The sequence below is a fragment of the Winogradskyella sp. PC-19 genome, from assembly GCF_002163855.1.
Classification (GTDB): domain Bacteria; phylum Bacteroidota; class Bacteroidia; order Flavobacteriales; family Flavobacteriaceae; genus Winogradskyella.
Genome location: NZ_CP019332.1, coordinates 999,219 through 1,022,014 on the forward strand (window position 1 = coordinate 999,219; position 22,796 = coordinate 1,022,014).

The 22,796-nt window shown below is 33.1% G+C and carries 20 protein-coding genes; 8 read left to right on the forward strand and 12 right to left on the reverse strand.

The features are described from left to right. Nucleotides 1–17 precede the first annotated feature (17 nt). The 7 genes from BTO05_RS04650 to BTO05_RS04680 all read right to left on the reverse strand — a co-directional run bounded on the left by BTO05_RS04650 (nucleotide 18) and on the right by BTO05_RS04680 (nucleotide 7,781). The gene (locus tag BTO05_RS04650) at nucleotides 18–947 is read right to left on the reverse strand and encodes a glycosyltransferase family 2 protein (protein WP_087491541.1); all 930 of its coding nucleotides are present in this window, start codon (nucleotides 945–947) and stop codon (nucleotides 18–20) included. Continuing rightward, a complete protein-coding gene (locus BTO05_RS04655) occupies nucleotides 944–1,759 on the reverse strand; it encodes a polysaccharide pyruvyl transferase family protein (protein WP_087491542.1) in 816 nt (271 codons plus the stop codon). The genes BTO05_RS04650 and BTO05_RS04655 overlap by 4 nt, the downstream gene beginning before the upstream one ends. After that, nucleotides 1,760–2,359, reverse strand: a complete 600-nt coding sequence (locus tag BTO05_RS14240) for a CatB-related O-acetyltransferase (RefSeq protein WP_087491543.1) — start codon at nucleotides 2,357–2,359, stop codon at nucleotides 1,760–1,762. Then, a complete protein-coding gene (locus BTO05_RS04665) occupies nucleotides 2,338–3,615 on the reverse strand; it encodes an ABC transporter ATP-binding protein (RefSeq protein ID WP_087491544.1) in 1,278 nt (425 codons plus the stop codon). Before BTO05_RS04665 ends, BTO05_RS14240 begins: the two co-directional genes overlap by 22 nt. Before the next feature lie 5 nt (nucleotides 3,616–3,620). Then, nucleotides 3,621–4,484: an ABC transporter permease gene (locus BTO05_RS04670; protein ID WP_232459778.1), complete on the reverse strand. Its 864-nt coding sequence runs from the start codon at nucleotides 4,482–4,484 to the stop codon at nucleotides 3,621–3,623. Between the two features lie 96 nt (nucleotides 4,485–4,580). Next, on the reverse strand, nucleotides 4,581–7,055 hold the full coding sequence (locus BTO05_RS04675; protein ID WP_087491545.1) for a GumC family protein: 2,475 nt from the start codon (nucleotides 7,053–7,055) through the stop codon (nucleotides 4,581–4,583). A gap of 3 nt (nucleotides 7,056–7,058) precedes the next feature. Then, entirely contained in the window at nucleotides 7,059–7,781 is a 723-nt protein-coding gene (locus BTO05_RS04680) for a polysaccharide biosynthesis/export family protein (RefSeq protein WP_232459779.1), read from the reverse strand. Between the two features lie 175 nt (nucleotides 7,782–7,956). Between BTO05_RS04680 and BTO05_RS04685 the strand changes: the two genes are divergently transcribed. From BTO05_RS04685 to secA, 6 genes are all read left to right on the forward strand, one after another. Beyond that, the gene (locus BTO05_RS04685) at nucleotides 7,957–9,819 is read left to right on the forward strand and encodes an ABC-F family ATP-binding cassette domain-containing protein (protein WP_087491547.1); all 1,863 of its coding nucleotides are present in this window, start codon (nucleotides 7,957–7,959) and stop codon (nucleotides 9,817–9,819) included. A gap of 94 nt (nucleotides 9,820–9,913) precedes the next feature. Continuing rightward, a complete protein-coding gene (locus BTO05_RS04690; protein WP_087493291.1) occupies nucleotides 9,914–10,684 on the forward strand; it encodes an O-methyltransferase in 771 nt (256 codons plus the stop codon). A gap of 86 nt (nucleotides 10,685–10,770) precedes the next feature. Then, nucleotides 10,771–11,457, forward strand: a complete 687-nt coding sequence (locus BTO05_RS04695; RefSeq protein ID WP_087491548.1) for an ABC transporter ATP-binding protein — start codon at nucleotides 10,771–10,773, stop codon at nucleotides 11,455–11,457. Between the two features lie 215 nt (nucleotides 11,458–11,672). Next, entirely contained in the window at nucleotides 11,673–12,248 is a 576-nt protein-coding gene (locus BTO05_RS04700) for a cob(I)yrinic acid a,c-diamide adenosyltransferase (protein WP_087491549.1), read from the forward strand. 198 nt (nucleotides 12,249–12,446) lie between these two features. Continuing rightward, nucleotides 12,447–12,668: a DUF2795 domain-containing protein gene (locus BTO05_RS04705; protein ID WP_034057512.1), complete on the forward strand. Its 222-nt coding sequence runs from the start codon at nucleotides 12,447–12,449 to the stop codon at nucleotides 12,666–12,668. A gap of 180 nt (nucleotides 12,669–12,848) precedes the next feature. Continuing rightward, the gene (gene secA / locus BTO05_RS04710) at nucleotides 12,849–16,208 is read left to right on the forward strand and encodes a preprotein translocase subunit SecA (RefSeq protein ID WP_087491550.1); all 3,360 of its coding nucleotides are present in this window, start codon (nucleotides 12,849–12,851) and stop codon (nucleotides 16,206–16,208) included. Nucleotides 16,209–16,394: 186 nt separating this feature from the next. Here secA and BTO05_RS04715 read toward each other — a convergent pair whose 3' ends face one another. The 4 genes from BTO05_RS04715 to BTO05_RS04730 form a co-directional block, all read right to left on the reverse strand. Then, nucleotides 16,395–17,099, reverse strand: coding sequence for a peptidoglycan DD-metalloendopeptidase family protein (locus BTO05_RS04715; RefSeq protein WP_232459780.1), 705 nt, complete (start codon nucleotides 17,097–17,099; stop codon nucleotides 16,395–16,397). Between the two features lie 92 nt (nucleotides 17,100–17,191). Continuing rightward, the gene (locus BTO05_RS04720) at nucleotides 17,192–18,796 is read right to left on the reverse strand and encodes a hypothetical protein (protein WP_087491551.1); all 1,605 of its coding nucleotides are present in this window, start codon (nucleotides 18,794–18,796) and stop codon (nucleotides 17,192–17,194) included. Nucleotides 18,797–18,841: 45 nt separating this feature from the next. After that, a complete protein-coding gene (locus tag BTO05_RS04725; protein WP_087491552.1) occupies nucleotides 18,842–19,414 on the reverse strand; it encodes a hypothetical protein in 573 nt (190 codons plus the stop codon). Further along, complete coding sequence (locus BTO05_RS04730; protein WP_087493293.1) at nucleotides 19,398–19,943, reverse strand: RNA polymerase sigma factor; 546 nt, start codon at nucleotides 19,941–19,943, stop codon at nucleotides 19,398–19,400. Before BTO05_RS04730 ends, BTO05_RS04725 begins: the two co-directional genes overlap by 17 nt. A 185-nt stretch (nucleotides 19,944–20,128) precedes the next feature. Here BTO05_RS04730 and BTO05_RS04735 point away from each other — a divergent pair, with 185 nt between their 5' ends. Together BTO05_RS04735 and meaB are read left to right on the forward strand one after the other, a co-directional pair. Then, the gene (locus BTO05_RS04735; RefSeq protein WP_087491553.1) at nucleotides 20,129–20,719 is read left to right on the forward strand and encodes a DUF2911 domain-containing protein; all 591 of its coding nucleotides are present in this window, start codon (nucleotides 20,129–20,131) and stop codon (nucleotides 20,717–20,719) included. Nucleotides 20,720–20,729: 10 nt separating this feature from the next. Beyond that, nucleotides 20,730–21,809 carry a methylmalonyl Co-A mutase-associated GTPase MeaB gene (meaB, locus tag BTO05_RS04740; RefSeq protein WP_087491554.1) on the forward strand — a complete coding sequence of 360 codons (1,080 nt, stop codon included), beginning with the start codon at nucleotides 20,730–20,732 and terminating at the stop codon, nucleotides 21,807–21,809. Between the two features lie 3 nt (nucleotides 21,810–21,812). Here the strand turns inward: meaB and BTO05_RS04745 are convergent, their stop codons facing one another. Beyond that, the gene (locus BTO05_RS04745; protein ID WP_087491555.1) at nucleotides 21,813–22,754 is read right to left on the reverse strand and encodes an NAD-dependent epimerase/dehydratase family protein; all 942 of its coding nucleotides are present in this window, start codon (nucleotides 22,752–22,754) and stop codon (nucleotides 21,813–21,815) included. Nucleotides 22,755–22,796 lie beyond the last annotated feature (42 nt).

A 22,796-nucleotide genomic window follows, 5' to 3' on the forward strand; every position in this document is an offset into this window, starting at 1 on the left:
CTTAATCTCATTAAGGGCTATTTAAATTTTAAAGGATTATAGTATTTTTTAAATTTCAGTAATTTAGGATATTTGGAGACTAAACTTATCCAATAAAACATATCAGAAATATAGCTTTTTTTCAGAGATTTTCTGTTTCTCCATAAACAAGTCCAAAGTTTAAAAAATCTGTAATCGTTAATATTTTTTTTAAAAGACCAATTTAAAAGAGACTCATACATTAATTTTCTGTTTTTGATATATAATGCCTCATTACCTCTAAAAACATTAGTATCATGCACGCCACGCAAAGCAACTGGCGTATCAATTACTCCTCCAATTAATTTACATTGTAAAGCCATTTTAAGATACAATTCTGTATCCTCGGCAACACTCAATTTTGGATTAAAAAAACCTACACTGTCAAAAACTCGACGATGTACGGTGAGTCCATCTCCTGAAAAATAACCTTTATGCCCAATTGGTGTCATTGACTCAAATAATTTTTCTGGAGGAATAACTTCCCATACAGAAAGTAGTTTTAATTTTTCTTTTTCTTCAATACTACAATCTATATAAAAATGCGAGCCAATTGCATTATAAACACCATCTACGGAATTGTCATTATTAAAGATTTTCTTATCCATATCAAAGCGATGTGGTAAGTAAAAATCATCTGCATCTAAAAAAGCTATGTAAGTACTTTTAGCATTTTGTATACCAAGATTTCTACTTTTAGAGCGACCTTTATTAACACCATACTGATGTCTTAAAACGACCAACCTTGGCTCTTTTTTTTGAATTTTATATAGCAAATCTAAAGTACTGTCTGTACTACCATCTTCAACAACAACAACCTCTACTACATCTTTTTGACTAAAAGCAGATTCTATGGCTTTTTCAATGTATTTTTCGCCATTGTAAACCGGTATAATAACAGAGATGTTGAAAATCTTGAGATTACTCATATTGCAAAAGGACAAACATTCAATAAACCTGAAGAGAGCTCATTTACGACTTCTGGCTTTGGCAAAGCAATATCGCTGTAGTGCTCAAAAAAGGTATTTATATCGGTATTATTAAGTTTTGACTTAGAAATTATAATTGGCTCAGGATAATCTAAACCAACGGAATTAAAATAATCATAAAACTTAATATCATCACCATATAAGTTATCTGAAAATTTTATCCATAACGCAGGAATACCATATGAATGAGCAACAATTACACCATGTAAAGATGATGATATAATTTTGTCACATTCAACGATTTTATCAACTGTATTTTCAATATTATTTGTTAAGAAGTTTATCAGACCTATATTTTTATTTAAAAACTCATTTTTTTCGAAGATTTTGTTATCAACATAATGTGGAATAATACCTACATCATAACGCTTTTCTAATTTTGGATTATACAATTTTGGCAACAAAATTGCTGGATCACCATAAACTTCTGGCACACTATAATTCTTTTGTAAAAGATATTGTCTGGTTTGCGGACCTCTTACAGCAAGAAATGTTGCGTTTTTGACTTCGTCTGTTTTACTAATAATTCCGCTTCCCCAAACAATTGATTTTTCTGTAGCCACAGTTATTATACTACCGATTGCTAAATAATGTTTTGGCGTGATTAAACGTTTTTTATTGGGGTTAAACCATTTTACTTCTTTGCCAGAAATTTTTTGAACTATATATTTTGATAATAAGTCTCCAAAATTTTCAGGCTCATCTAAACTGAGTTTTGATTTTGACCACCAATATAAATTTAAATGTCCCATTTATACTTCTGATTTAAGAGGATTTAAATTTAAATCTGTGAAGAATAATAATTTATTTTTTTCAATTTCGGATTTTGACATATGCCACCATTCTAAATTTTCTAGATATAAAATGGTTTCTTCATTAAATCTGTTTTTAATCTTTTTGGCTGGAACTCCAGCGTATATTGCATAATGTTCAACATCCTTGGAAACTACACTTCCTGCACCTATACATGCACCGTTTCCTATTTTTACTCCCGGTAATATAGTAACATTATCTCCAATCCACACATCATGTCCAATAGTTATTGATAAATGGTTTGGGTCTTGTATTTTATAGGGTAATTCCTTAAAATTATTTCTATAAAATGTATATTGGATTGAAGCAAAATTATAATTATGGTTAGATTTTATTAAAGTAATATTTCTACCAAAAGCACAATAGTTACCAATTTTTATAATTCCTTGGCCACGTATTATAAAACCACCATTGTGATAAGTTTCGATACCAGTCGATAAAAACTCTGAATTACTTATTAAAAAAGGTGGCTTTTTTACCACAGTTTCTCCAATCAGATACTTTTTAAAATATTTTTTTAATGTTCTTTTAACTCCCATTTTGCATGATTGTATGTTAAATATCCTCCAAAGGGAATTTTTCCAGTCTTAAACACGTCACTTTCTTGTATAACAAAACTTAATGCATTCTCAATAATTTCAATTGTTTCATTTGAATTAGCCAAAGCAAAAGTTAATATATACTCGCCTGGCATCAAATTAAAGTCATCGATCTTAACATTCAATATAAAATTACTTTTAGCTTCTAAACTATGGTTAAGCATTTCATGAGAACGTATTGCACTTACCTTAATATCGTTACTATTTTTGATTATTATACTTGCCTTAATATTATTTAACTTAATCGCGTTACTTATGAAAAGTTCAAAATGGATAGCTTCTCCCATGTAGAATAGATCCGTTAATTTTTTTTGCGAATTATAAAGGTTGACTTCTTTTAAGTGAGTATCTTTTTTCTTTAAATCTAAAGTTAACTTTCCATTATTTCGACTATTAAGCTGATTTGACTTTAAATATTGCTTAATAACTTCACTAACATCTCCGTTCTTAACTACATTTCCATTTTCAATTAATAATGCTCTAGTACACAGACTATCTATAGCCACCATATTATGACTTACAAATAGCACTGTACGACCTTCACCTCTGCTTATATCTTGCATTTTACCAACCGCCTTTTTCTGAAACTCGGCATCACCAACAGCCAAAACCTCATCAATGACCAAAATATCTGGCTCTAAAAATGCAGCTACAGCAAAAGCCAACCGCACTGTCATTCCGCTACTGTAACGTTTTACAGGTGTATCTATGTATCGCTCACATCCAGAAAATTCTATAATTTCATCTAGTTTATCTGAAATTTCGGATTTGGTCATTCCTAATATAGCGCCATTTAAAAACACATTTTCTCTACCTGTCAATTCCTGATGAAAACCGGTACCTACTTCCAACAATGAGGCAATGCGACCATTAAACTGCACTTTGCCAGTTGTTGGCGCCGTAACTCGAGATAATATTTTTAATAGTGTAGATTTTCCGGCACCGTTCTTACCAATAATCCCTAATACTTCGCCTCGATTGACTTCAAAATTTATGTCTTTTAAAGCCCAAACATAATCGCTATTTCCTTTTGAAGACCTATCATTATCGTCACCAATTTTCAGAAATGGATTTTCTTTACCACGAACTCTATACCAAAATCGTTTTAAATCATCAACAAGCGTACTCGCACCAACTAATCCTAAGCGATACTGTTTACTTAAATTACTGACTTTCAAAATTATTTCGCTACTCATAATAATTATACGGTATCAATAAACGTTTTTTCAGTTTTATTAAAAATAACTATTCCTAAGAATAAAACACATAATGTTACTAATCCCGAAATTAAAAGACCTTGCAGCGATATTTCTCCAGAAGATAAAAGCATATATCTTGCTGCTTCAATAAAATAAGCTATTGGGTTATACTCAACTAACCAAGCAAAATTTGGTAATTTTTCTCGCATTAACGCTATCGGGTACATTACCGCAGAAATATACATTAAAAGTTGAATTCCAAAATTGAGTAAATATTTTAAGTCGCGGTATTTAGTTACCATAGAAGAAATTATCATACCCAATCCTAAACTTAGCATTGCCATAAAGATTATTAAAACTGGAAACAAAAATGCACTTTTATGGAGTGCTATAGAAGCACCTGCAAAATAGTAATAAACATAAAATGCCATAAAAATAAGCAGCTGAATACCAAACTTAAATAAATTGGATATTACCGTAGACATAGGAGAAATTATTCTCGGAAAATAAACCTTACTAAAAATATTAGCGTTGGACGTAAACGTGTTAGACGTTGTTGTAAGGCAATTTTTAAAATAGTTCCAAACAGTTACACCTGCTAGGTTGAATAAAAATGGAGGCACAGTTCCTGTTCCAATATTTGCTACTTTATTAAAAATTAAAGTAAATGTTAGTGCCGTAAATAAAGGCTGAATGAGATACCATAATGGCCCTAAAATGGTTTGCTTATATACAGTAACTATGTCTCTTTTTACAAAAAGCAACAACAAATCACGATACTGCCACATTTCCTTAAAATTAAAGTCAATGAGTTTTCGTTTTGCAGAAATTGTATAAAGCCACTTATGAGTTTGATTGGTTTTCAACGACAACTTTTAATTTTAGATTAGCAAGTACAATTTTAATTAATATCACTCTGCAGATACACCAAAGTATATAAACATTAGGTTATAGTAAAATAATTATTTTCCTCTAAAAAAACGCTTTATGCGTTTTGACCAACGCTTATTTTCTTTTTCATGATAAGCATCTCCATAACTTCCATAACCATAGCCATAACCATAGCCATTGCCATAACCATAGGCACTTCCTGTTTTATGGCGATAAAAATTAAGCAAAAAGTTAACGTTTTTTAGTTCTCCTTTTTTCACTTTAGAATTAACCAAAGCCAACATACCTTTTTTTGTGTAGTTTAATCGTACCACAAAAATAGTAGCATCTACATACTGAGTTAGTTCTAATGCATCAGTCACCAAACCTAATGGTGGCGTATCTAAAACAACAATATCATATTTCTCTTTTAACTCTCCTATAAACGTATCCATACGCTCACCAATTAATAATTCTGAAGGGTTTGGTGGTATTGGGCCAGATAGAATTAAGTCTAAATTTGGAATGTGGGTTTTATGTGTAATATCATCTAAGTCACTATCATTAATCAAATAATTTACAGCACCTTTGTCGTTCTTAACCTCAAAATCTTCAAATATTTTTGGTTTTCTTAAATCCAAACCAACCAAAACTGTTTTTTTGCCTGACAATCCAAAAACAGTAGCTATATTAATTGATGAGAACGTTTTGCCTTCGCCACTAACAGAAGATGTAAATAGCATTGTTTTGGCAAGGCTCTTTTTATTGTCACCATAAACAAATCTTAAACTAGAGCGTATAGCTCTAAAAGATTCTGCAACGGCTGACTTTGACTTCTCAAAAGCTACAAGATTATTTTTGTACGCATACTTACCAACCAGTCCAATGATTGGAATGTTTGATAATTGCTCGACATCATCCACAGAGTGAATATTACGATCCAAAATAAAAATTAAAAGAATAACTAAAACAGGTAAGATAAACCCAAACATAAATGCTGTTGCATAATTTAAAGATTTCTTGGGACCAATCGGACCATTACCAACATCCTTGGCAGGATCAATCATTGTAATGTCAGATATATTAGCTGCTTTAACTATTTCGGCTTCAGATTTTTTTGCTTGGTAAACATTATAAGCCTCTTGACTAATATCTAATTTACGCTGTATTTTTAAAAAATCTTGTTGCTCCTGAGGTAACTTTTTTAATTTACCTCTTAAATCTCCAATCATACCATTTAGAGAACTTAACTGTAAGTTAATTCCTCGCCTAGCTGCACTGATGAGTTCGAATGCTATGGCTTTTTCCGTATCAATTTGTGCATCTAAACGGCGTATAAGTATTGAACCTTCTCGTGCAGTTTTTTCTTGGTTTTGACGTTGCGTTGCTAAAGCATTCAATTTACTTATGCTATTTAACAAACCAGACTCGTCAATACCTACCGAAGATGGTGCAGCAATCTTTGATAAGTCTGTTTTAGTCTGTAAATAATTCTCAAGATTATTTAAGTAGTTGATTTTTGTTCGTTCAAACTGTCTATCAGCCTCATACTGTTTTAGCTGCTCTGAAGTATTTGAGATATCATCAGGTACATTAAATACTTTGTTAGAAGACCTAAACTTATTCAATTCTTTATTTACATCATTAATAGTATTCGATACATTACCTAAAGTACTATCAATAAAAGCTATTGTATTTGTTGCATATAAATTTTTGGTTCGCAATTCTGTATCTCGTAAAATTTCTACTGTAGCATTGAGATAATCAACAATTTTAGATTTATTATAACCAGACTGAGCCAAGGTTAAAACAGTAGAACTTCCTTTAAAAAAACTAACTTTTACACTATTTTGAAATCCTGATACTAATGCATCAAAATTTAAAAAATTAATAAAATATTGCTTAGAAGTGTCTGCATTTCTACCTTCTCTTTTTGTAACTACACCATTAAAAAATGGTAGAGATACTGTTTCACCGTAAGCGAATTTTTGTTTGAATACACCTGGTGATACTTTAATAGTTTTCACTATTCGGTCTGAAAAACGTTGTCCTTTGACTGAGGTGAGTTCTTGAAAATTATAAACTAGCTCAAAATTATAATCATCAATAGATTTAATCTCAATTGGTTTACCTAACATTTGAAATTGCTTCTTATCTATATTAACCTCAAATGGAGAATTTTTATATATATCAAGCAAGTGGTATTCTCCTTGCTGTAAATATTGTTTGTAAAACTGAAGTGAGTCAACAACTAGTTCATTATGCCTTCTAGTCGCTAGTGTGGTCATTACCTTATCAGTTTTACCTGTAACTCCTCCCCAATTAAAGGAAATACTAGTGTTTGAGGTAAAAAAAGGATTTTGTTCAGTTTCTACAGATACTAAAGCGTTCAATCTATAAATATTCTGCTTTCTTACATTAAAATAGTAGGCAATACAGATTCCAATACCAATTGAAATAAGAATAAAAAACCAATTCTTTAAAATTTTAAATAAGAATCCCCTAAAATCAAAATTTAATTTACTTACTAAATCTTCAGAACCAAAATCATCTTCAAAACCTGCCATAAACTATAGTCTATCTATCAATAAAATTGTACTTGTTATAACTGTTACAACGCCTAAGATTGCAGTAAATGTTTGCAAACCATTTGTACCTGTACCCAATGATTTTTGCACTAAGGGATCTACAATAATAACATCATTTGGTTGTATGTAATAGTAAGGCGATTTCATAACATTAATGTCCGTTAAATCTAAACGATGTATTTCTTGACCATGTGGATATTGCCTAAGTATACGTACCGATTTACGATTTCCTTCAATGGGAATATCACCAGCATTAGCAACAGCTTCTAAAATAGTAGCACGTTCTTGAAATATGACCTGTGATCCCGTTGAATTTATTTCTCCTAAAGTCGTGTAACGTAAACCAGCTAGTTTTGCCGTGACAAATATTTGTGCAAACTCATTGAATTCCTTTTCTAAAAGACGTTGATTTACAAGCACCTCGATATCTTCAAGTGTCATATTAAGCACTTCAAAATCACCTAATTGCGGTATTTTTATTTTACCTCTCAAATCGACAGTAAAACCATCAAAATATGCACGTTCCTGTGAACTTGCCTCTAACACACCTTCTCCTGTAGGATTAAAAATCGTAGCGTTTTCTTGATTTAATACCTTGATTCTAATGTTTAAGATATCATTAATCTGTACACGATAAGGTTTTTGTTGTTCTACTAAACTTGGTATACTATCGTTAGAATTGCCTTTATCTTGAAGGTAAATCAAATCCTTTTGAGGTACACAGGACGTACATAAAAAAAGGCCTAAGCAAATAACAGCCAACAAATACCGAGTCATATATAAAATAGGTTTACTCACAAATATAATCTAACGCTAGAAATAACAAAACTATTGAGTTGCTTTTTGGATTAATTCTCATATTTGCAAAAAACAATACAACTTGAATTATCTTAACGTTGAAAATATATCAAAATCTTATGGCGAGCTAGAATTGTTTAGTAACATTTCATTTAGTATCCATAAAGACCAAAAGATTGCTTTTGTTGCCAAAAATGGTAGTGGAAAATCATCAATCTTGAATATTTTATCCGGAAAGGACACACCTGATTCTGGACAAGTTGTAGTACGTAAAGGTTTACGGTTAGCTTTCTTAGACCAAGAACCCAATCTCGATGGAAATCTTACTATCGAAGAAACTATTTTTGCAAGTGATTTACCAATACTTAAGGTTATAGAAACTTATGAGAAAGCACTTCAAAATCCTGAAGATACAGAAGCTTATCAAGATGCTTTTGAAGCCATGGACAGACATAATGCCTGGGAATTTGAGACGCAGTTTCAACAAATATTGTCTCAATTAAAGTTAGATGATTTAAAGGCTAAAATTAGTATGCTTTCTGGTGGACAAAAAAAGCGATTATCATTAGCACAAGCACTAATTAGTAAACCTGATATTTTAATATTAGACGAGCCTACAAACCATCTTGATTTAGAAATGATAGAATGGTTAGAGGATTACTTTGCTAAAACACAGCAGACCTTATTTATGGTAACACACGACCGTTATTTTTTAGAACGTGTCTGTAACGAAATCGTTGAACTAGACCATGGTAAAATGTATACCTACAAAGGCAATTACTCTTATTACTTAGAAAAAAAAGAAGAACGCATTGCTAACGAGCAAACCGAAGTCGGTAAAGCCAAACAGTTATTTAAGAAAGAATTAGATTGGATGCGTCGCCAACCTAAAGCCAGAACTACAAAATCTAAAAGTCGTATTGAAGATTTTTTTGAAATAAAATCAAAAGCGCATCAGAGACGAAAAGACCAAACCATTGAGCTCGAAATCAATATGGAACGTTTGGGCAGCAAAATTGTAGAAATGCATAATGTATCAAAATCATTTAAAGACAAAGTGATTTTGAATGGTTTTGATTACAACTTCAAAAAAGGAGAACGTATTGGTATTATCGGAAAAAATGGTACCGGAAAATCTACTTTTCTGAATATGCTAACACAATCCATGCAACCAGATGGTGGAAAAATTGTAATTGGAGAAACTGTAAAATTTGGTTATTACACTCAAGGTGGCATCAAAGCAAAACCAAATCAAAAAGTGATTGATGTCGTTAGGGATTATGGAGATTACATTCCTTTAGCCAAAGGACGACAAATTAGTGCTCAACAATTATTAGAACGTTTTTTATTCGACCGAAAAAAGCAATACGATTTTGTTGAAAAATTAAGTGGTGGCGAACAAAAACGTTTATACCTGTGTACCGTTTTAATTCAGAATCCAAACTTTCTGATTCTTGATGAGCCGACAAATGACTTAGATATTGTAACGTTGAATGTATTAGAAAGTTTTCTGATGGATTTCCCTGGTTGCTTACTTGTTGTATCTCACGACCGATATTTTATGGATAAAATTGTAGATCATTTGTTTGTTTTTCAAGGTGAAGGCGTTGTCGATGATTTCCCAGGTAACTATTCTGATTATCGTGCTTATGAAAGCAGCCAGCCAAAACAAGAGACTAAAGTTGAGAAAGCAGAAAGTATTACAGTCGTAAAGCAAAATCAGACCAATAAACTATCTTACAACGAGCAGAAGGAATATAAAAACTTAGAATCAAAAATACGCTCATTAGAATTGGATAAAAAAACTAAAGAAGCTGAGTTTTTAAATCCTGATTTATCCCAAGAAAAAATCGCTAAACTTTCTGAAGAATTACAAGTTATAATAGACACTATTGAAGAAAAAGAAATACGTTGGTTTGAATTAGCTGAGAAGTTTGAGAGTTAATAAAACAGAGATGTCATTCGGAGCGATAGTGAAGAATCTCATTAATTAAACCATCAGACTCTTCAGTCCCTCGTCCTTCTGAATGACAAAAAATATGTACCAAATAATTACATACATAAAATTCCTTTTAAAATCAACAAACCAACATGGTGTGCATTCTCCTTTTATGTATGATTTTGTAACCAAATGCCTTTACGATAAAAAAAAATACGATACCTATCTTGATTTAAAAGCTTACAGGAACGGGTTATTAAATTCTGAAAAATCTCTTGAAATCACTGATTTTGGAGCTGGCTCAAAACTATTGGATGCCAATAAGCGTAAAGTCTCTAAAATGGTAAACATCTCTAGTAGTAGTTTTAAAGACACTAAATTATTATACAGAATATCTCAATATTTTAAGTTTAAAAACACTTTAGAACTTGGCACATCGTTAGGTGTTGGTACACAAGCTTTAGCTTTAGGAAATCCTAGTAACCAAATCACAACAATTGAAGGATGCCCTAATACATTTCGGTTTTCTGAAGGTAAATTCAAAAAACTACATCTATCAAATATAATATGCATCAATTCAGATTTTGAATCGGCAATTAATAAATTAGAAGCAGAACATTTTGACTGTATATTCTTCGATGGGCATCACAAAAAAGACGCTACTTTAGAGTATTTCAACTTACTTTTAACAAAAGCGCATAACGATTCCGTTTTTATTTTTGACGATATCTATTGGTCCAAGGACATGACGCAAGCGTGGGAATTGATTATTTCAAACTCTAAAGTCACAGCATCAATAGATTGCTATAATTTTGGCTTTATTTTTTTCCGAAAAGAACAACCTAAACAACATTTTAGAATCAGGCTGTAACAACATTCAGATTTTAACGTCTTATTCAGATAACAGCTTTCAAATTCTTTTATCTTGCAAAAGATTTAGCCAAAACACTAACAAACATGAGTGACAACGTTATTGAAATCAGAAATATAATCAGAGATTTTAAACTCGGTCAAGAAACCGTACATGTACTTAAAGGTATTGACTTAGACATAAAACGTGGTGAATATGTAGCCATTATGGGACCTTCAGGTTCTGGAAAATCTACTTTAATGAATCTTTTAGGTTGTTTAGATACACCTACAGCTGGTTCATATTTATTAAGTGGTAACGATGTCAGTGAAATGACAGACGATGAATTGGCTGAAATCAGAAATACAGAAATTGGTTTTGTTTTTCAAACCTTTAATCTTTTGCCAAGAACTACAGCCTTGGATAATGTTGCCTTACCTATGATTTATGCAGGTGCTTCAAAAAAAGAGCGTGTTAACAGAGCATCAGAAGTACTTACCGATGTAGGCCTTGACGACCGAATGGACCACAAACCAAATCAACTTTCTGGTGGTCAACGCCAACGTGTTGCTGTTGGACGTGCATTAGTCAATAGACCATCTATTATTCTTGCAGATGAGCCAACAGGAAACCTTGATTCTAAGACTGGTACCGAAATCATGGCACTTTTTGATGAAATCCATGCCAAAGGAAATACGGTAATTATGGTAACACATGAAGAAGATATTGCTGCACACGCAAAACGTGTTATTCGTTTACGTGACGGAATTATAGAAAGCGATACTTTTAATTAGAAAACACTTCTAATCCTAAAATTAGGTTTCGTTACAATGTCTTTTTTCTTAAGTAAAACCTCTACAACTTGACGAAGAGATAAATTCATTGATTCTTACTAAAAGAAAAAAAAACGAAAACTCCAAAAATAATTTCTATTCGTTTTACTTTATTTAAAGTTAAAACTTATAAAATAAGTGGTAATCTTTAACACTGAAATTCATAAATTTGATTTATGAAAATCTACACTAAAACAGGTGACAAAGGCACCACTGCCCTATTCGGAGGAACTCGTGTTCCTAAACATCATATACGCATAGAAAGCTATGGTACTATTGATGAGCTCAACTCTCACATAGGTTTAATTAGAGACCAAGCTATTGACCCTATGCATAAAAAAGTTTTGATGGAAATCCAAGACCGTTTATTTACGGTTGGCGCTATTTTAGCAACTGACCCAGAGAAAGCCACTTTAAAAAATGGTAAAGACCGCTTAAATATTCCTAAAATTTCAGAAGCAGATATAAAACTTCTAGAAGAAAACATGGATAGTATGAATGCAACTTTACCACCGATGACACATTTTGTTTTACCTGGCGGACATCAAACCGTGTCATTCTGTCACATAGCTAGAACTGTATGTCGTCGTGCAGAGCGTTTAGCGAGTCACCTTAATGATTTAGAACCTTTTCAACCTGAAACATTAATGTATATCAACCGACTATCTGACTATCTATTTGTATTGGCACGAAAGTTGTCTCATGAGTTACAAGCAGATGAAGTAAAATGGATTCCTAAAAAAGAATCTTAAGTTTCATTTGCCTAGGATTTGCAAATGCAATACGCTAATCCGAAAAGGTATAAGATTATACGTTCTTTTATAGTAATGAAAAACAGGATTATGAATCGTTTTTAAAACTAAATTCATAACAAGCATTAAATAATTTGATTTTTTCTTGACTTTTTAAACTAAAAAATTATTTTTGCAAAAATTAAAACGCAATAGCAAATGTATTGGACACTAGAATTAGCATCGCATTTAAGTGATGCACCATGGCCAGCAACTAAAGATGAGTTAATCGATTATGCGATTAGAACAGGTGCACCTTTAGAGGTTACTGAAAACTTACAAGCTATAGAAGACGAAGGTGATTCTTACGATTCTATAGAAGAAATTTGGCCAGATTATCCAACTGACGAAGATTACCTCTGGAACGAGGACGAATATTAATATTATAAAAATATACTAAAAAAAGTCTCTTTCGTTTTTAACGATATTGAGACTTTTTTTGGTTAATAAGGTTTTATCAAACCTAATACAAACCGTATATTTGAAATCCTTTCGAGGGACAAATAAAAGACTAACATAAAAGCACCTTTTTTAGGTAGCTTTTTACAAAATATAACCAAAATGGGATTACTAGATTCAGTACTTAAGGTATTTGTTGGAGACAAATCCAAACAAGACGTTAAGTCTATATCGCCTATCGTAAATCAAATAAAAACTTTTGAAAAAGCTTTGGAAGCCTTATCTCATGACGAGTTAAGAGTTAAGACTACAGAATTTAAAGCCAAAATAGCCGATGCTCGCGCTTCATTTAACGCACAAATTGATGAGCTTAACATCAAAGCAGAAAATACTGAAGATATTGATGAGCGTGAAGATATCTATCAAGAAATTGATAGTATAAAAGACGAAATCTACACAGTAACAGAAGACGTCTTAAACGAAATACTTCCTGAAGCTTTTGCTGTAGTTAAAGAAACTGCAAAACGCTTTGTAAACAACACACAAATAGAAGTTACCGCTAACGCTTTTGATCGCGAAATTTCTGGTGATAATGATTATGTAACTCTTGATGGAGATAACGCACTTTGGGCAAACTCTTGGGATGCTGCAGGTAAACCTATTACTTGGGACATGATTCACTATGACGTACAGCTCATTGGTGGTATTGCAATGCACCAAGGAAAAATTGCAGAGATGCAGACTGGTGAAGGTAAAACACTTGTAGCAACACTTCCTGTTTACTTAAACGCATTAGCTGGTCGTGGTGTACACTTAGTAACAGTAAATGATTATTTAGCAAAACGTGATAGTGCTTGGATGGCACCATTGTTTCAATTTCATGGGTTAAGTGTAGATTGTATTGATTATCACAGACCAAACTCTGATGAACGTCGCAAAGCTTACAACGCAGACATTACATACGGGACAAACAACGAATTTGGTTTTGATTACCTACGTGATAATATGGCACATTCACCAGATGATTTGGTACAGCGTCCACACCATTATGCAATTGTCGATGAGGTCGATTCTGTATTAATTGATGATGCACGTACTCCATTAATTATTTCTGGACCTATACCAAAAGGAGACGAGCACGAGTTTGATGAACTAAAACCAAAAGTTCAACAAATCGAAGAAGTACAGCGTAAATATTTAGTTGGTGTTTTGGCAGAAGCAAAAAAACTAATTGCTGCTGGAGATACTAAAGAAGGTGGATTCCAATTATTACGTGTTTACAGAGGTATTCCAAAAAATAAGGCATTAATTAAGTTCCTATCTGAAGAAGGTATTAAACAACTCCTTCAAAAAACAGAAAACTTTTATATGCAAGATAACAATAGAGAAATGCCAAAAGTTGATGCAGAACTCTATTATGTTATTGACGAAAAAAATAACCAGGTTGAATTATCTGATAAAGGTGTAGAATTTTTATCTGGTAAAGACGACCCAAATTTCTTTGTGATGCCAGAAATGGGAACCGAGATTGCAAAGATTGAAAATAAAGGCTTATCCTCAGAAGAAGAAGCTGCTGAAAAAGAAGTATTATTCCGTGATTTCTCAGTAAAATCTGAGCGTATACATACTCTAAATCAGTTATTAAAAGCATACGCTCTTTTCGAAAAAGATACGCAGTATGTCGTTATGGACAACAAAGTAATGATTGTCGATGAGCAAACAGGTCGTATCATGGATGGTCGACGTTATTCAGACGGATTACACCAAGCGATTGAAGCTAAGGAAAATGTAAAGATTGAAGATGCTACACAAACATTTGCTACAGTAACACTTCAAAATTACTTCCGTATGTACCGCAAACTATCTGGTATGACTGGTACTGCAGTTACAGAAGCTGGCGAGCTTTGGGAAATCTACAAATTAGATGTTGTAGAGATTCCGACAAACAGACCAATTGCACGTGATGACCGTGAAGATTTAGTTTACAAAACAAAGCGTGAAAAATATAACGCTGTTGTAGACGAAGTAACCAAATTATCACAATCTGGTCGTCCAGTATTAATTGGTACAACATCAGTAGATATTTCTGAATTACTAGGGAAAATATTAGCGCAACGTAAAATCTCACATAACGTTTTAAACGCAAAGCAACATAAACGCGAAGCGGATATTGTTGCAGAAGCAGGAAATGCGGGACAAGTAACGATTGCTACAAACATGGCAGGTCGTGGTACAGATATTAAATTGTCTGATGAGGTTAAAGCTGCTGGTGGTTTGGCTATTGTTGGTACAGAACGTCACGATTCGCGTCGTGTAGACAGACAATTACGTGGTCGTGCTGGTCGTCAAGGAGATCCAGGAAGTTCACAATTCTATGTATCTCTTGAAGATAATTTAATGCGTCTTTTTGGTAGTGAGCGTATTGCTAAAATGATGGATAAAATGGGCCTTAAAGAAGGTGAAGTTATTCAGCATAGTATGATATCCAAATCTATTGAACGTGCACAGAAAAAAGTAGAAGAAAACCAGTTTGGTGTTCGTAAGCGTTTACTAGAGTATGATGATGTCATGAACGCTCAGCGTGAGGTTGTTTACAAACGTCGTCGTCATGCATTAAACGGTGTTAGACTTCGTGTGGACTTAGCCAATATGATTTTTGATACTTCAGAAATTATTACAGAGGCAAATAAAGAAGCCAACGATTATAAGAATTTTGAGTTCGAGTTGATTCGTTATTTCTCAATGCCATCACCAATTTCTGAAGCTGAATTCAATAAAATGGGTGCTCAAGAAATCGCAGGTATCGTTTATAAAGAAGCTTTTGCACATTACAGAGAAAAAATGCAACGTGCAGCAGACTTGGCTTATCCAGTAATCGAAAACGTATATAATACGCAACGTGACAAATACAAGCGTGTCGTTGTACCTTTTACTGATGGTACAAAAACATTGCAAGTTGTCACAGACTTAGAAAAGTCTTATGAAACAAAAGGAAAGCAGCTAATTAACGATTTCGAAAAAAATATTTCTTTAGCCATAGTTGATGATGCATGGAAAACGCATCTTCGTAAAATGGATGAACTTAAGCAGTCTGTACAATTAGCTGTACACGAGCAAAAAGACCCATTACTAATTTATAAGTTTGAAGCTTTCGAATTGTTCAAAGTCATGATTGACCAAGTAAATAAAGATGTCATTTCTTTCTTATTTAAAGGTGAGATTCCTCAAGACACTGCGAACAATCTTCAAGAAGCTAAAGCGCGTAAGCAAGTAAAAACACAAGAGCAAAAAGAAGAAATCCAAAACATGGATGAGCGTGCTGCAGAAAGCCGTTCTGTCGGTGAAGGCGCATCTCGCCGTCAACAACAAGTCGTAGAGACTATTGTACGCGACCAACCAAAAATTGGGCGTAATGACCGTGTCACAATAAAACATGTCATGAGTGGTGAAGCCAAAACTGTAAAGTACAAACAAGCCATACCTTTAATTGATAAAGGCGAATGGGTTTTGGTAGATGACTAATAAAACATATAATGTCATTCTGAGCACAGCGAAGAATCTCACATAATTAAAATCCTGATACCTTACGTATCAGGATTTTATGCTTATAGTTGACTTTGTCATTTTAAAACCCGAACTTCGTTTAACGCTTGATAAAAAACATTGAAACGATTTTTTATCAGTGGAACATTAAACGAAATCCTCTATTTACTCCAACCTCAACAACAAATTTGGATTTGGGCAATTGGTTTTATAAAACTCTAAATCTTTCTGATTAGAAACACCAGGATAATCGCCAATGTAATCTTCGATATCTTTTATAACCTGAAAATGTAGATGTGGTGGATAATCACCGTTAACTTTGGCTGTACCCAAAGTAGCAATTTGCTGTCCTTTTTCTATCTTTTCTCCTACTCTTTTTTCATTCAGAGAACTTTTGCTTAAATGCCCATAAAGTGTATAAAACTCTAAAGCATCTATACTGTGTTTTAGTATTAGTGTTGGTCCATAATTTCCAAATCCAAAATTATCTTTAAAACTATGTAATTCGGCATCTAATGGCGTATAAATTGGCGTATTGACTTCAATCCATAAATCTATGCCTAAATGGATGTTACGTTCTGTTTCTTTATTTTGTTGATTAAAATGGGAGCTCCGATTGTAAATACCTCGTTTTTCGATATAGCCACCATAGGCTATTTTTGCTTTTGATGTTTTTATATGATTCCAGATATACGTTTCCAAATCTTCAGAAGAAGATACATTGACTGCTTGTAAATCAGGATTATTTACACATAAATCTAATGGTACATAATCGTCGTTTGCATATGCTTCTCCAAGAACTGGAAAAGTGTCTAAAGATTGTAATACACTATCAAAAGGTGAAGTGGGCATAAATAAAAAATTTCCCATAAAAATACAAATCTATTCTATGGAAAACAGGAAAGAAAAATTGTAATTGTGAGGATGAGATGCTGAATCTAGTTCAGCATGACAAACTCTTTTTAATCTACATTAACATTACTATACTTTGCATTAATGACGATAGATTTACCAGAATTGCCATTAACGGTTTTTGTTTTTGTGATTTCGTTATTAAATTTTGAACGCTCGCCTCTAAACATTAAGCTATAATCTACCTTTGGTAATTTTACCCAAGCATCACTATTTTCTAATACGATATTAAGGTTACTAAATGTTTCTAGGATATTGTGTATCGCTAGTTCTCCAAAACTTCCATCAATAATATTATTACCCGATAAATAATCGATATTAATATTAGACGAGTTTGAATTTAGAGTTAATCCTTGTACATTTTTTAATAGTGCATCTTTAACGTATTTAAGGCTAAGTGTGCCGTTTTTCCAGTCGTTAACCAAAACTTTAGAGTAAGAAGCATTGATGGAAGTGTCACTTCCATCAATGTCTTGTGCTAATAAAGTTGTGTGAGATAAATTGCCTTTTGCATTGTGTATTAATGAAGCAATTTTGAGTTCTCCATGTCTTACATTAAGCATAAGTTTTGCCTTTTTTGGCATCTTAATTTTTATGACACGTTTTACTTGACTGTTACCACCTGAGCTGTAACCTCTTGCAAAAACAGATTCTCTTCTATTACGCATCTCATCTCTTCTACTTTCTAATTCTGCTCTACGCTCTAATAAGGCTTGTTTTCTGACTTCATTTCGTTCTAATAAAGCTTCTTTTCTATCTTGTTGACGCTCTGCTAATTCTTGCTCTCTTTTGGCTCTATACTGCTCTTTTCTTTTGGCATCTTGTTCCATTTGTTTTTCAAAACGCTCTCCAAATTCCTCGCCCCATTTCTCCATGTCTTTACCGAATTTCTCACCAAACTCTTCACCCCATTTTTCCATATCCTTTTCAAAACGTTTCCCGAATTTCTCTCCCCATTTCTCCATGTCTTTTGCCCATTTACCTTCAAAACGCTTACCGTATTCTTCGCCCCATTTAGCCATTTTTTCTTCATAACCTGAGTCCGCAAACTTCTTAGCCCATTCTTCCATGCGTTTCTGTAATTCTTTTCCGCCTTCTTTTTCATATTTTTTGCTCCATTCAGCTAAATATTTCTCACCATCATTCTGATACTTATCGTAATCGAACTTAATAGTATTTACACCTTCTGGTAATTCTGGAAGCTCAGGAAATTCAGGCATCTCAGGAAGTTCTGGCATTTCAGCTAGGCTTAACATTTCTGGTAAATTCTTAAGCGCTGGCATCTCTGGTAAATCTGCTAAATTAAACTCTAAATCTTTTAGGATATCATCATAAGAACCTTCTGCAAATAATACTGGTCTTCTTCCACCTTCTGATGATATGATTACATTATCCATTGAAGCATCGATATTGAGATTCCAAGCTTTTAAAGACTTCTTCAATTCTTCGTCAGACAATTTTGTGCTTTCAACATAAGCTTCGACTTCTACAACATCTTTGTTCCATGTTTCGATTTCAATTTCGACATAATTGGTATTTAAGTCTACGACTACATCTTTATTAACTTTAATAGTCTGAGATGTTTTACTTTGCTTCTTTTGTGCAAAACCTATAGTGGTGATTAAGCACAAGGTTAAAATTCTAAGTGTGTTCATTTTGTTTGGTTTTAAAACTGTTCGTTTTTTGATTTATAATTGTGATTAGATACTTACTTCTTTAAAAGTGTCTTCGCTAAACTCTTGTAATTTTTCCTTTAGTTGCATAACTAGATTCAATCTAAATTTTAGATTATCAATTAATGCGTCCAACGTTTCTTCGTTAGGTCCATTATCGTTTAGCTCTACAGTTAAGTTGTCATATTCTGAATTTAATTCTTTAAGTCTTGCTATGTATCCGTCTACAAGACCTTTGTTATCTGGCGTTAGATTAACTTTAGATAGTTCTAGATTGATACTAGCTAGATAATAATCTTCGACTTTTTTTAGGTCTGGAGAAATGTCTCCCATTGTTTTTATCTTATCAGTTGTTACAACTTCTGTTGGCTCTATTGTTGGGTCTACAGGTGTATTAAAAAACTGAAAAGCGCCATAACTTAATCCTAGTAACACAATAACACTTGCTGCAATATTTAAAAATCCGAAATGGCTAGATTTCTTTTTCTGCGGTAACGCATCGTCTAGCTTATCTAAAAAGCGTGCTTCGTGTCCTTGAGACATTTTTATGCTCTCGTCTTTAGGCTGATTTTTAAATAGGTCTTTAAGATTCTGTCCCATTTTTTTGTGTATTTAATAATTCTTTTAATTTTCCTTTTCCTCTCGACAGTTGCGTTCTTGAAGCAACTTCAGAGATGTTCAATATTTCTGATATTTCTTGATGATCATAACCTTCGATTAAATACAACATCAATACATATTTATATTTTTCTGGTAATTGTTGCATGGCTGTTTTTACATCTTCGATAGTAACATTATAATCAACAGACCAATTATCATCTTCTTCAACCACTTTGAGTTGTACGTCTTCCAAATCAACCAATCTCTGCTTTTTAGATTTTAGTAGGTCAATACTTTTGTTAACTACTATTCTCTTTAACCAAGCTCCAAAAGTTACTTCGGCTTTATACTGCTCTAGTTTTGTAAATGCTTTTATAAAAGACTCTTGAACAACATCTTCTGCTTCCATAGTATTCTTTACAAAACGCTGTGCCACGATAAGCATACCATTACAATATTGGTTATACAGTTTTAACTGCGCCTTTCGGTCGTTTTTCCTACATTTTTCAATAATGTCTACTTGAAACATGTTTGGTTTGATATTGGTTGTTTTTGATTGGTTTGTATTAAAGACGACACAAAAAAATGAATGTTGCAAAAAATTGAAAAAAAACTCAAAATAATTTATTTGTCTTAAAATTAAATAGCCTTAGTTCATAAATTTAGGGATTTCGATTATCTTTAATTTTTTAAAATTATGACCTCTATAGATTTATGTTGAAACGCATCCTGATTTTTCTATCCATAGCAACCGTTGCTTTATTACTGTATTCTGTTTTTGTAGAAAATATTTTTTCGCCACCATTAAGTCCAAAAGACTCTGCAGCAATAGAACTTAATGACCTAAAGCTTGAAGTTGAGTACAATAGACCATCAAAAAGAGAACGCGAAATTTTTGGTGCCTTAGTACCTTTTGATCAAGTTTGGAGAACTGGTGCAAATGAAGCTACTACTTTTTCTTCTAATAAAGATTTAGTTATACAAGGTATGCTTTTGCCAAAAGGCAAGTATACTTTATGGACTGTACCAATGGAAAATTCTTGGAAAGTGATGTTTAATTCAGGGCAATATAAATGGGGTGTTGACGAAAAAATGGAACCAATGTGGGATCCAAATTACGATGTTATAGAATTAGAAGTCCCAACAGAAAAAGTAGATGGTACAGTCGAAAAATTTACTATAGCTTTTGATAATACTACTGGAAATCTAAAACTAACTCTAGCTTGGGATGCTACTAAAATTGAAGTCCCAATACAAGAAGCCAGTTTAGGAAATAATACAAATAGTATGAAACGCAGACAATAACGAAATCGAAGTGGCAAAATCTGATACATCCAAAACATCTGTATTAAACGAAAAGGAAGGTATTAAAGCACCAAATTCTTTAAGTTCAGTTTCTGCCAAAGCCATTAAATCAAAACGTCAAAAACAACCTTCTGTCGATGATTTAGTTAAGGGAATTATAGACGGAAATATCACAGCATTAAGTCGCGCTATTACCCTAGTAGAAAGTACTAACCCTAAACATTCCAAAAAAGCAAATAAAATTGTAACCGCATGTTTACCTTACGCTAATAATTCTATTAGAGTTGGTATTACTGGTGTACCTGGTGTTGGTAAGAGTACGTTTATTGAAGCCTTAGGTAAGTATTTAACCCATCAAAATAAAAAAGTTGCAGTCTTAGCTGTTGACCCAAGTAGTTCGTTGAGCAAAGGCAGTATTTTGGGCGACAAAACGCGCATGGAAGATTTGGTAAAAATCAAAAATGCATTTATCAGACCTTCGCCTTCGGGAGATTCACTTGGTGGTGTTGCACGTAAAACTCGCGAAACTATTATTCTTTGTGAAGCTGCAGGTTTTGATACGCTTTTGATTGAAACTGTTGGCGTAGGACAGAGTGAAACAGCTGTACATAGTATGGTCGATTTCTTTTTGTTATTAAAACTTGCTGGTGCTGGAGACGAACTTCAAGGTATAAAACGTGGTATTATCGAAATGGCAGATGCTATTGTCATTAACAAAGCTGATGGAGAAAACGTAAAAGCAGCAAAATCTGCTAAGCTAGAGTTTAATCGGGCATTACACTTATATCCGGAAAAAGCCTCGGGTTGGACTCCAAAAACAGCTTTATGTAGCGCATTACATAATGAAGGCATCTCTGAAGTTTGGGAAATGATAACCAATTATGTTTCTAACACTAAAGAGACTAATTATTTTGATAGTCATCGCACTGAACAAAATAAATTCTGGTTACTACAAACCATAGAAGAACGCTTAAAGTCTAACTTCTATAATAAATCTGAAATAAAATCCGAACTACAAAAACAGATTGAACTTATCGAATCTGGAAAGACAACACCTTTTAATGCTGCTGAGTACTTATTAGGACTATAAACCCTAAAGAAAATTTTCCTGAAACCATTTAACCTGAGCCTCAACACTTTCTAATAAAGTTGTTTGTGGATTATAACCTAAAAGATTTCTAGCTTTATCAATATTAGCTTTTGTTCGGAGTTGGTCTCCAGCTCGTTTTGGCTTAATATCTATCTCGATAGGTTTTCCTAAAACTTTAGAAACTGCATCAATACCATCTTGTGTGGTATGCTCTACCTCTGTACCAAGGTTGATAATCTCGCCATCTACCTTGGCTTCATTACCCACAACACTTACAATACCATCAATAATATCGCCTACATAGGTAAAACTTCTTAGATGTTTATCGCTTCCTTCAAATAGAGGAAAAGCTTGACCCTTTATACCTAAATCAATAAGTTTAGTATACATCTTTTCAGGTCGTTCTCTTGGACCAATGACAGAATATAATCGTAAACTACAAGCTTGCATTTGATTTTCTCTACTTTTTTGAAGTACCAATTGTTCAGCTGCGAGTTTAGTAACACCATAATGCGACGCTGGTTTTGGAGCAACATCTTCCGAAAAAGTTGCTTGTAGACCATAAATTGAGGATGTTCCAATATTTACAAAAAGTTTAAGCGACTTACAGCTTAATGCAAAATCAACAAGATTTTTTGTAGCGATTACATTATTAGAAAAATAATCTTCAAAAGTTGAAGTTTGAGAAATCCCAGGTTGAGCGGCGAAATGAAATATATAATCGAAATCAGTATCTAATGTCTTTCCAAAATCTTCGGAACGCAAGTCCGTTTTTATAATCTTTGCGCCTTTTGTTTCAACAGCGTTTGCGTTTAGTGTTTTTAAGTCTAGACTGTAATAGTCTGAAAAATTATCAATTCCGACTACAGAATGTCCTAAATCCAAAAAACGCTCAGCACAATGCGAACCAATAAAACCAGCAACTCCGGTAATTAATATTTTCATGTTGACTTAAACTATGCGTTACAAAGTAACAGCTTTTTTTTG

Excerpts from the sequence above, each read along its gene's own strand:
- BTO05_RS04650 (WP_087491541.1), bottom strand. The coding sequence starts at position 947 with ATGAGTAATCTCAAGATTTTCAACATCTCTGTTATTATACCGGTTTAC.
- BTO05_RS04655 (WP_087491542.1), bottom strand. The coding sequence starts at position 1,759 with ATGGGACATTTAAATTTATATTGGTGGTCAAAATCAAAACTCAGTTTA.
- BTO05_RS14240 (WP_087491543.1), bottom strand. The coding sequence starts at position 2,359 with ATGGGAGTTAAAAGAACATTAAAAAAATATTTTAAAAAGTATCTGATT.
- BTO05_RS04665 (WP_087491544.1), bottom strand. The coding sequence starts at position 3,615 with ATGAGTAGCGAAATAATTTTGAAAGTCAGTAATTTAAGTAAACAGTAT.
- BTO05_RS04675 (WP_087491545.1), bottom strand. The coding sequence starts at position 7,055 with ATGGCAGGTTTTGAAGATGATTTTGGTTCTGAAGATTTAGTAAGTAAA.
- BTO05_RS04690 (WP_087493291.1), top strand. The coding sequence starts at position 9,914 with ATGTACCAAATAATTACATACATAAAATTCCTTTTAAAATCAACAAAC.
- BTO05_RS04695 (WP_087491548.1), top strand. The coding sequence starts at position 10,771 with ATGAGTGACAACGTTATTGAAATCAGAAATATAATCAGAGATTTTAAA.
- BTO05_RS04700 (WP_087491549.1), top strand. The coding sequence starts at position 11,673 with ATGAAAATCTACACTAAAACAGGTGACAAAGGCACCACTGCCCTATTC.
- BTO05_RS04705 (WP_034057512.1), top strand. The coding sequence starts at position 12,447 with ATGTATTGGACACTAGAATTAGCATCGCATTTAAGTGATGCACCATGG.
- secA (WP_087491550.1), top strand. The coding sequence starts at position 12,849 with ATGGGATTACTAGATTCAGTACTTAAGGTATTTGTTGGAGACAAATCC.
- BTO05_RS04715 (WP_232459780.1), bottom strand. The coding sequence starts at position 17,099 with ATGGGAAATTTTTTATTTATGCCCACTTCACCTTTTGATAGTGTATTA.
- BTO05_RS04720 (WP_087491551.1), bottom strand. The coding sequence starts at position 18,796 with ATGAACACACTTAGAATTTTAACCTTGTGCTTAATCACCACTATAGGT.
- BTO05_RS04725 (WP_087491552.1), bottom strand. The coding sequence starts at position 19,414 with ATGGGACAGAATCTTAAAGACCTATTTAAAAATCAGCCTAAAGACGAG.
- BTO05_RS04730 (WP_087493293.1), bottom strand. The coding sequence starts at position 19,943 with ATGTTTCAAGTAGACATTATTGAAAAATGTAGGAAAAACGACCGAAAG.
- BTO05_RS04735 (WP_087491553.1), top strand. The coding sequence starts at position 20,129 with ATGTTGAAACGCATCCTGATTTTTCTATCCATAGCAACCGTTGCTTTA.
- BTO05_RS04745 (WP_087491555.1), bottom strand. The coding sequence starts at position 22,754 with ATGAAAATATTAATTACCGGAGTTGCTGGTTTTATTGGTTCGCATTGT.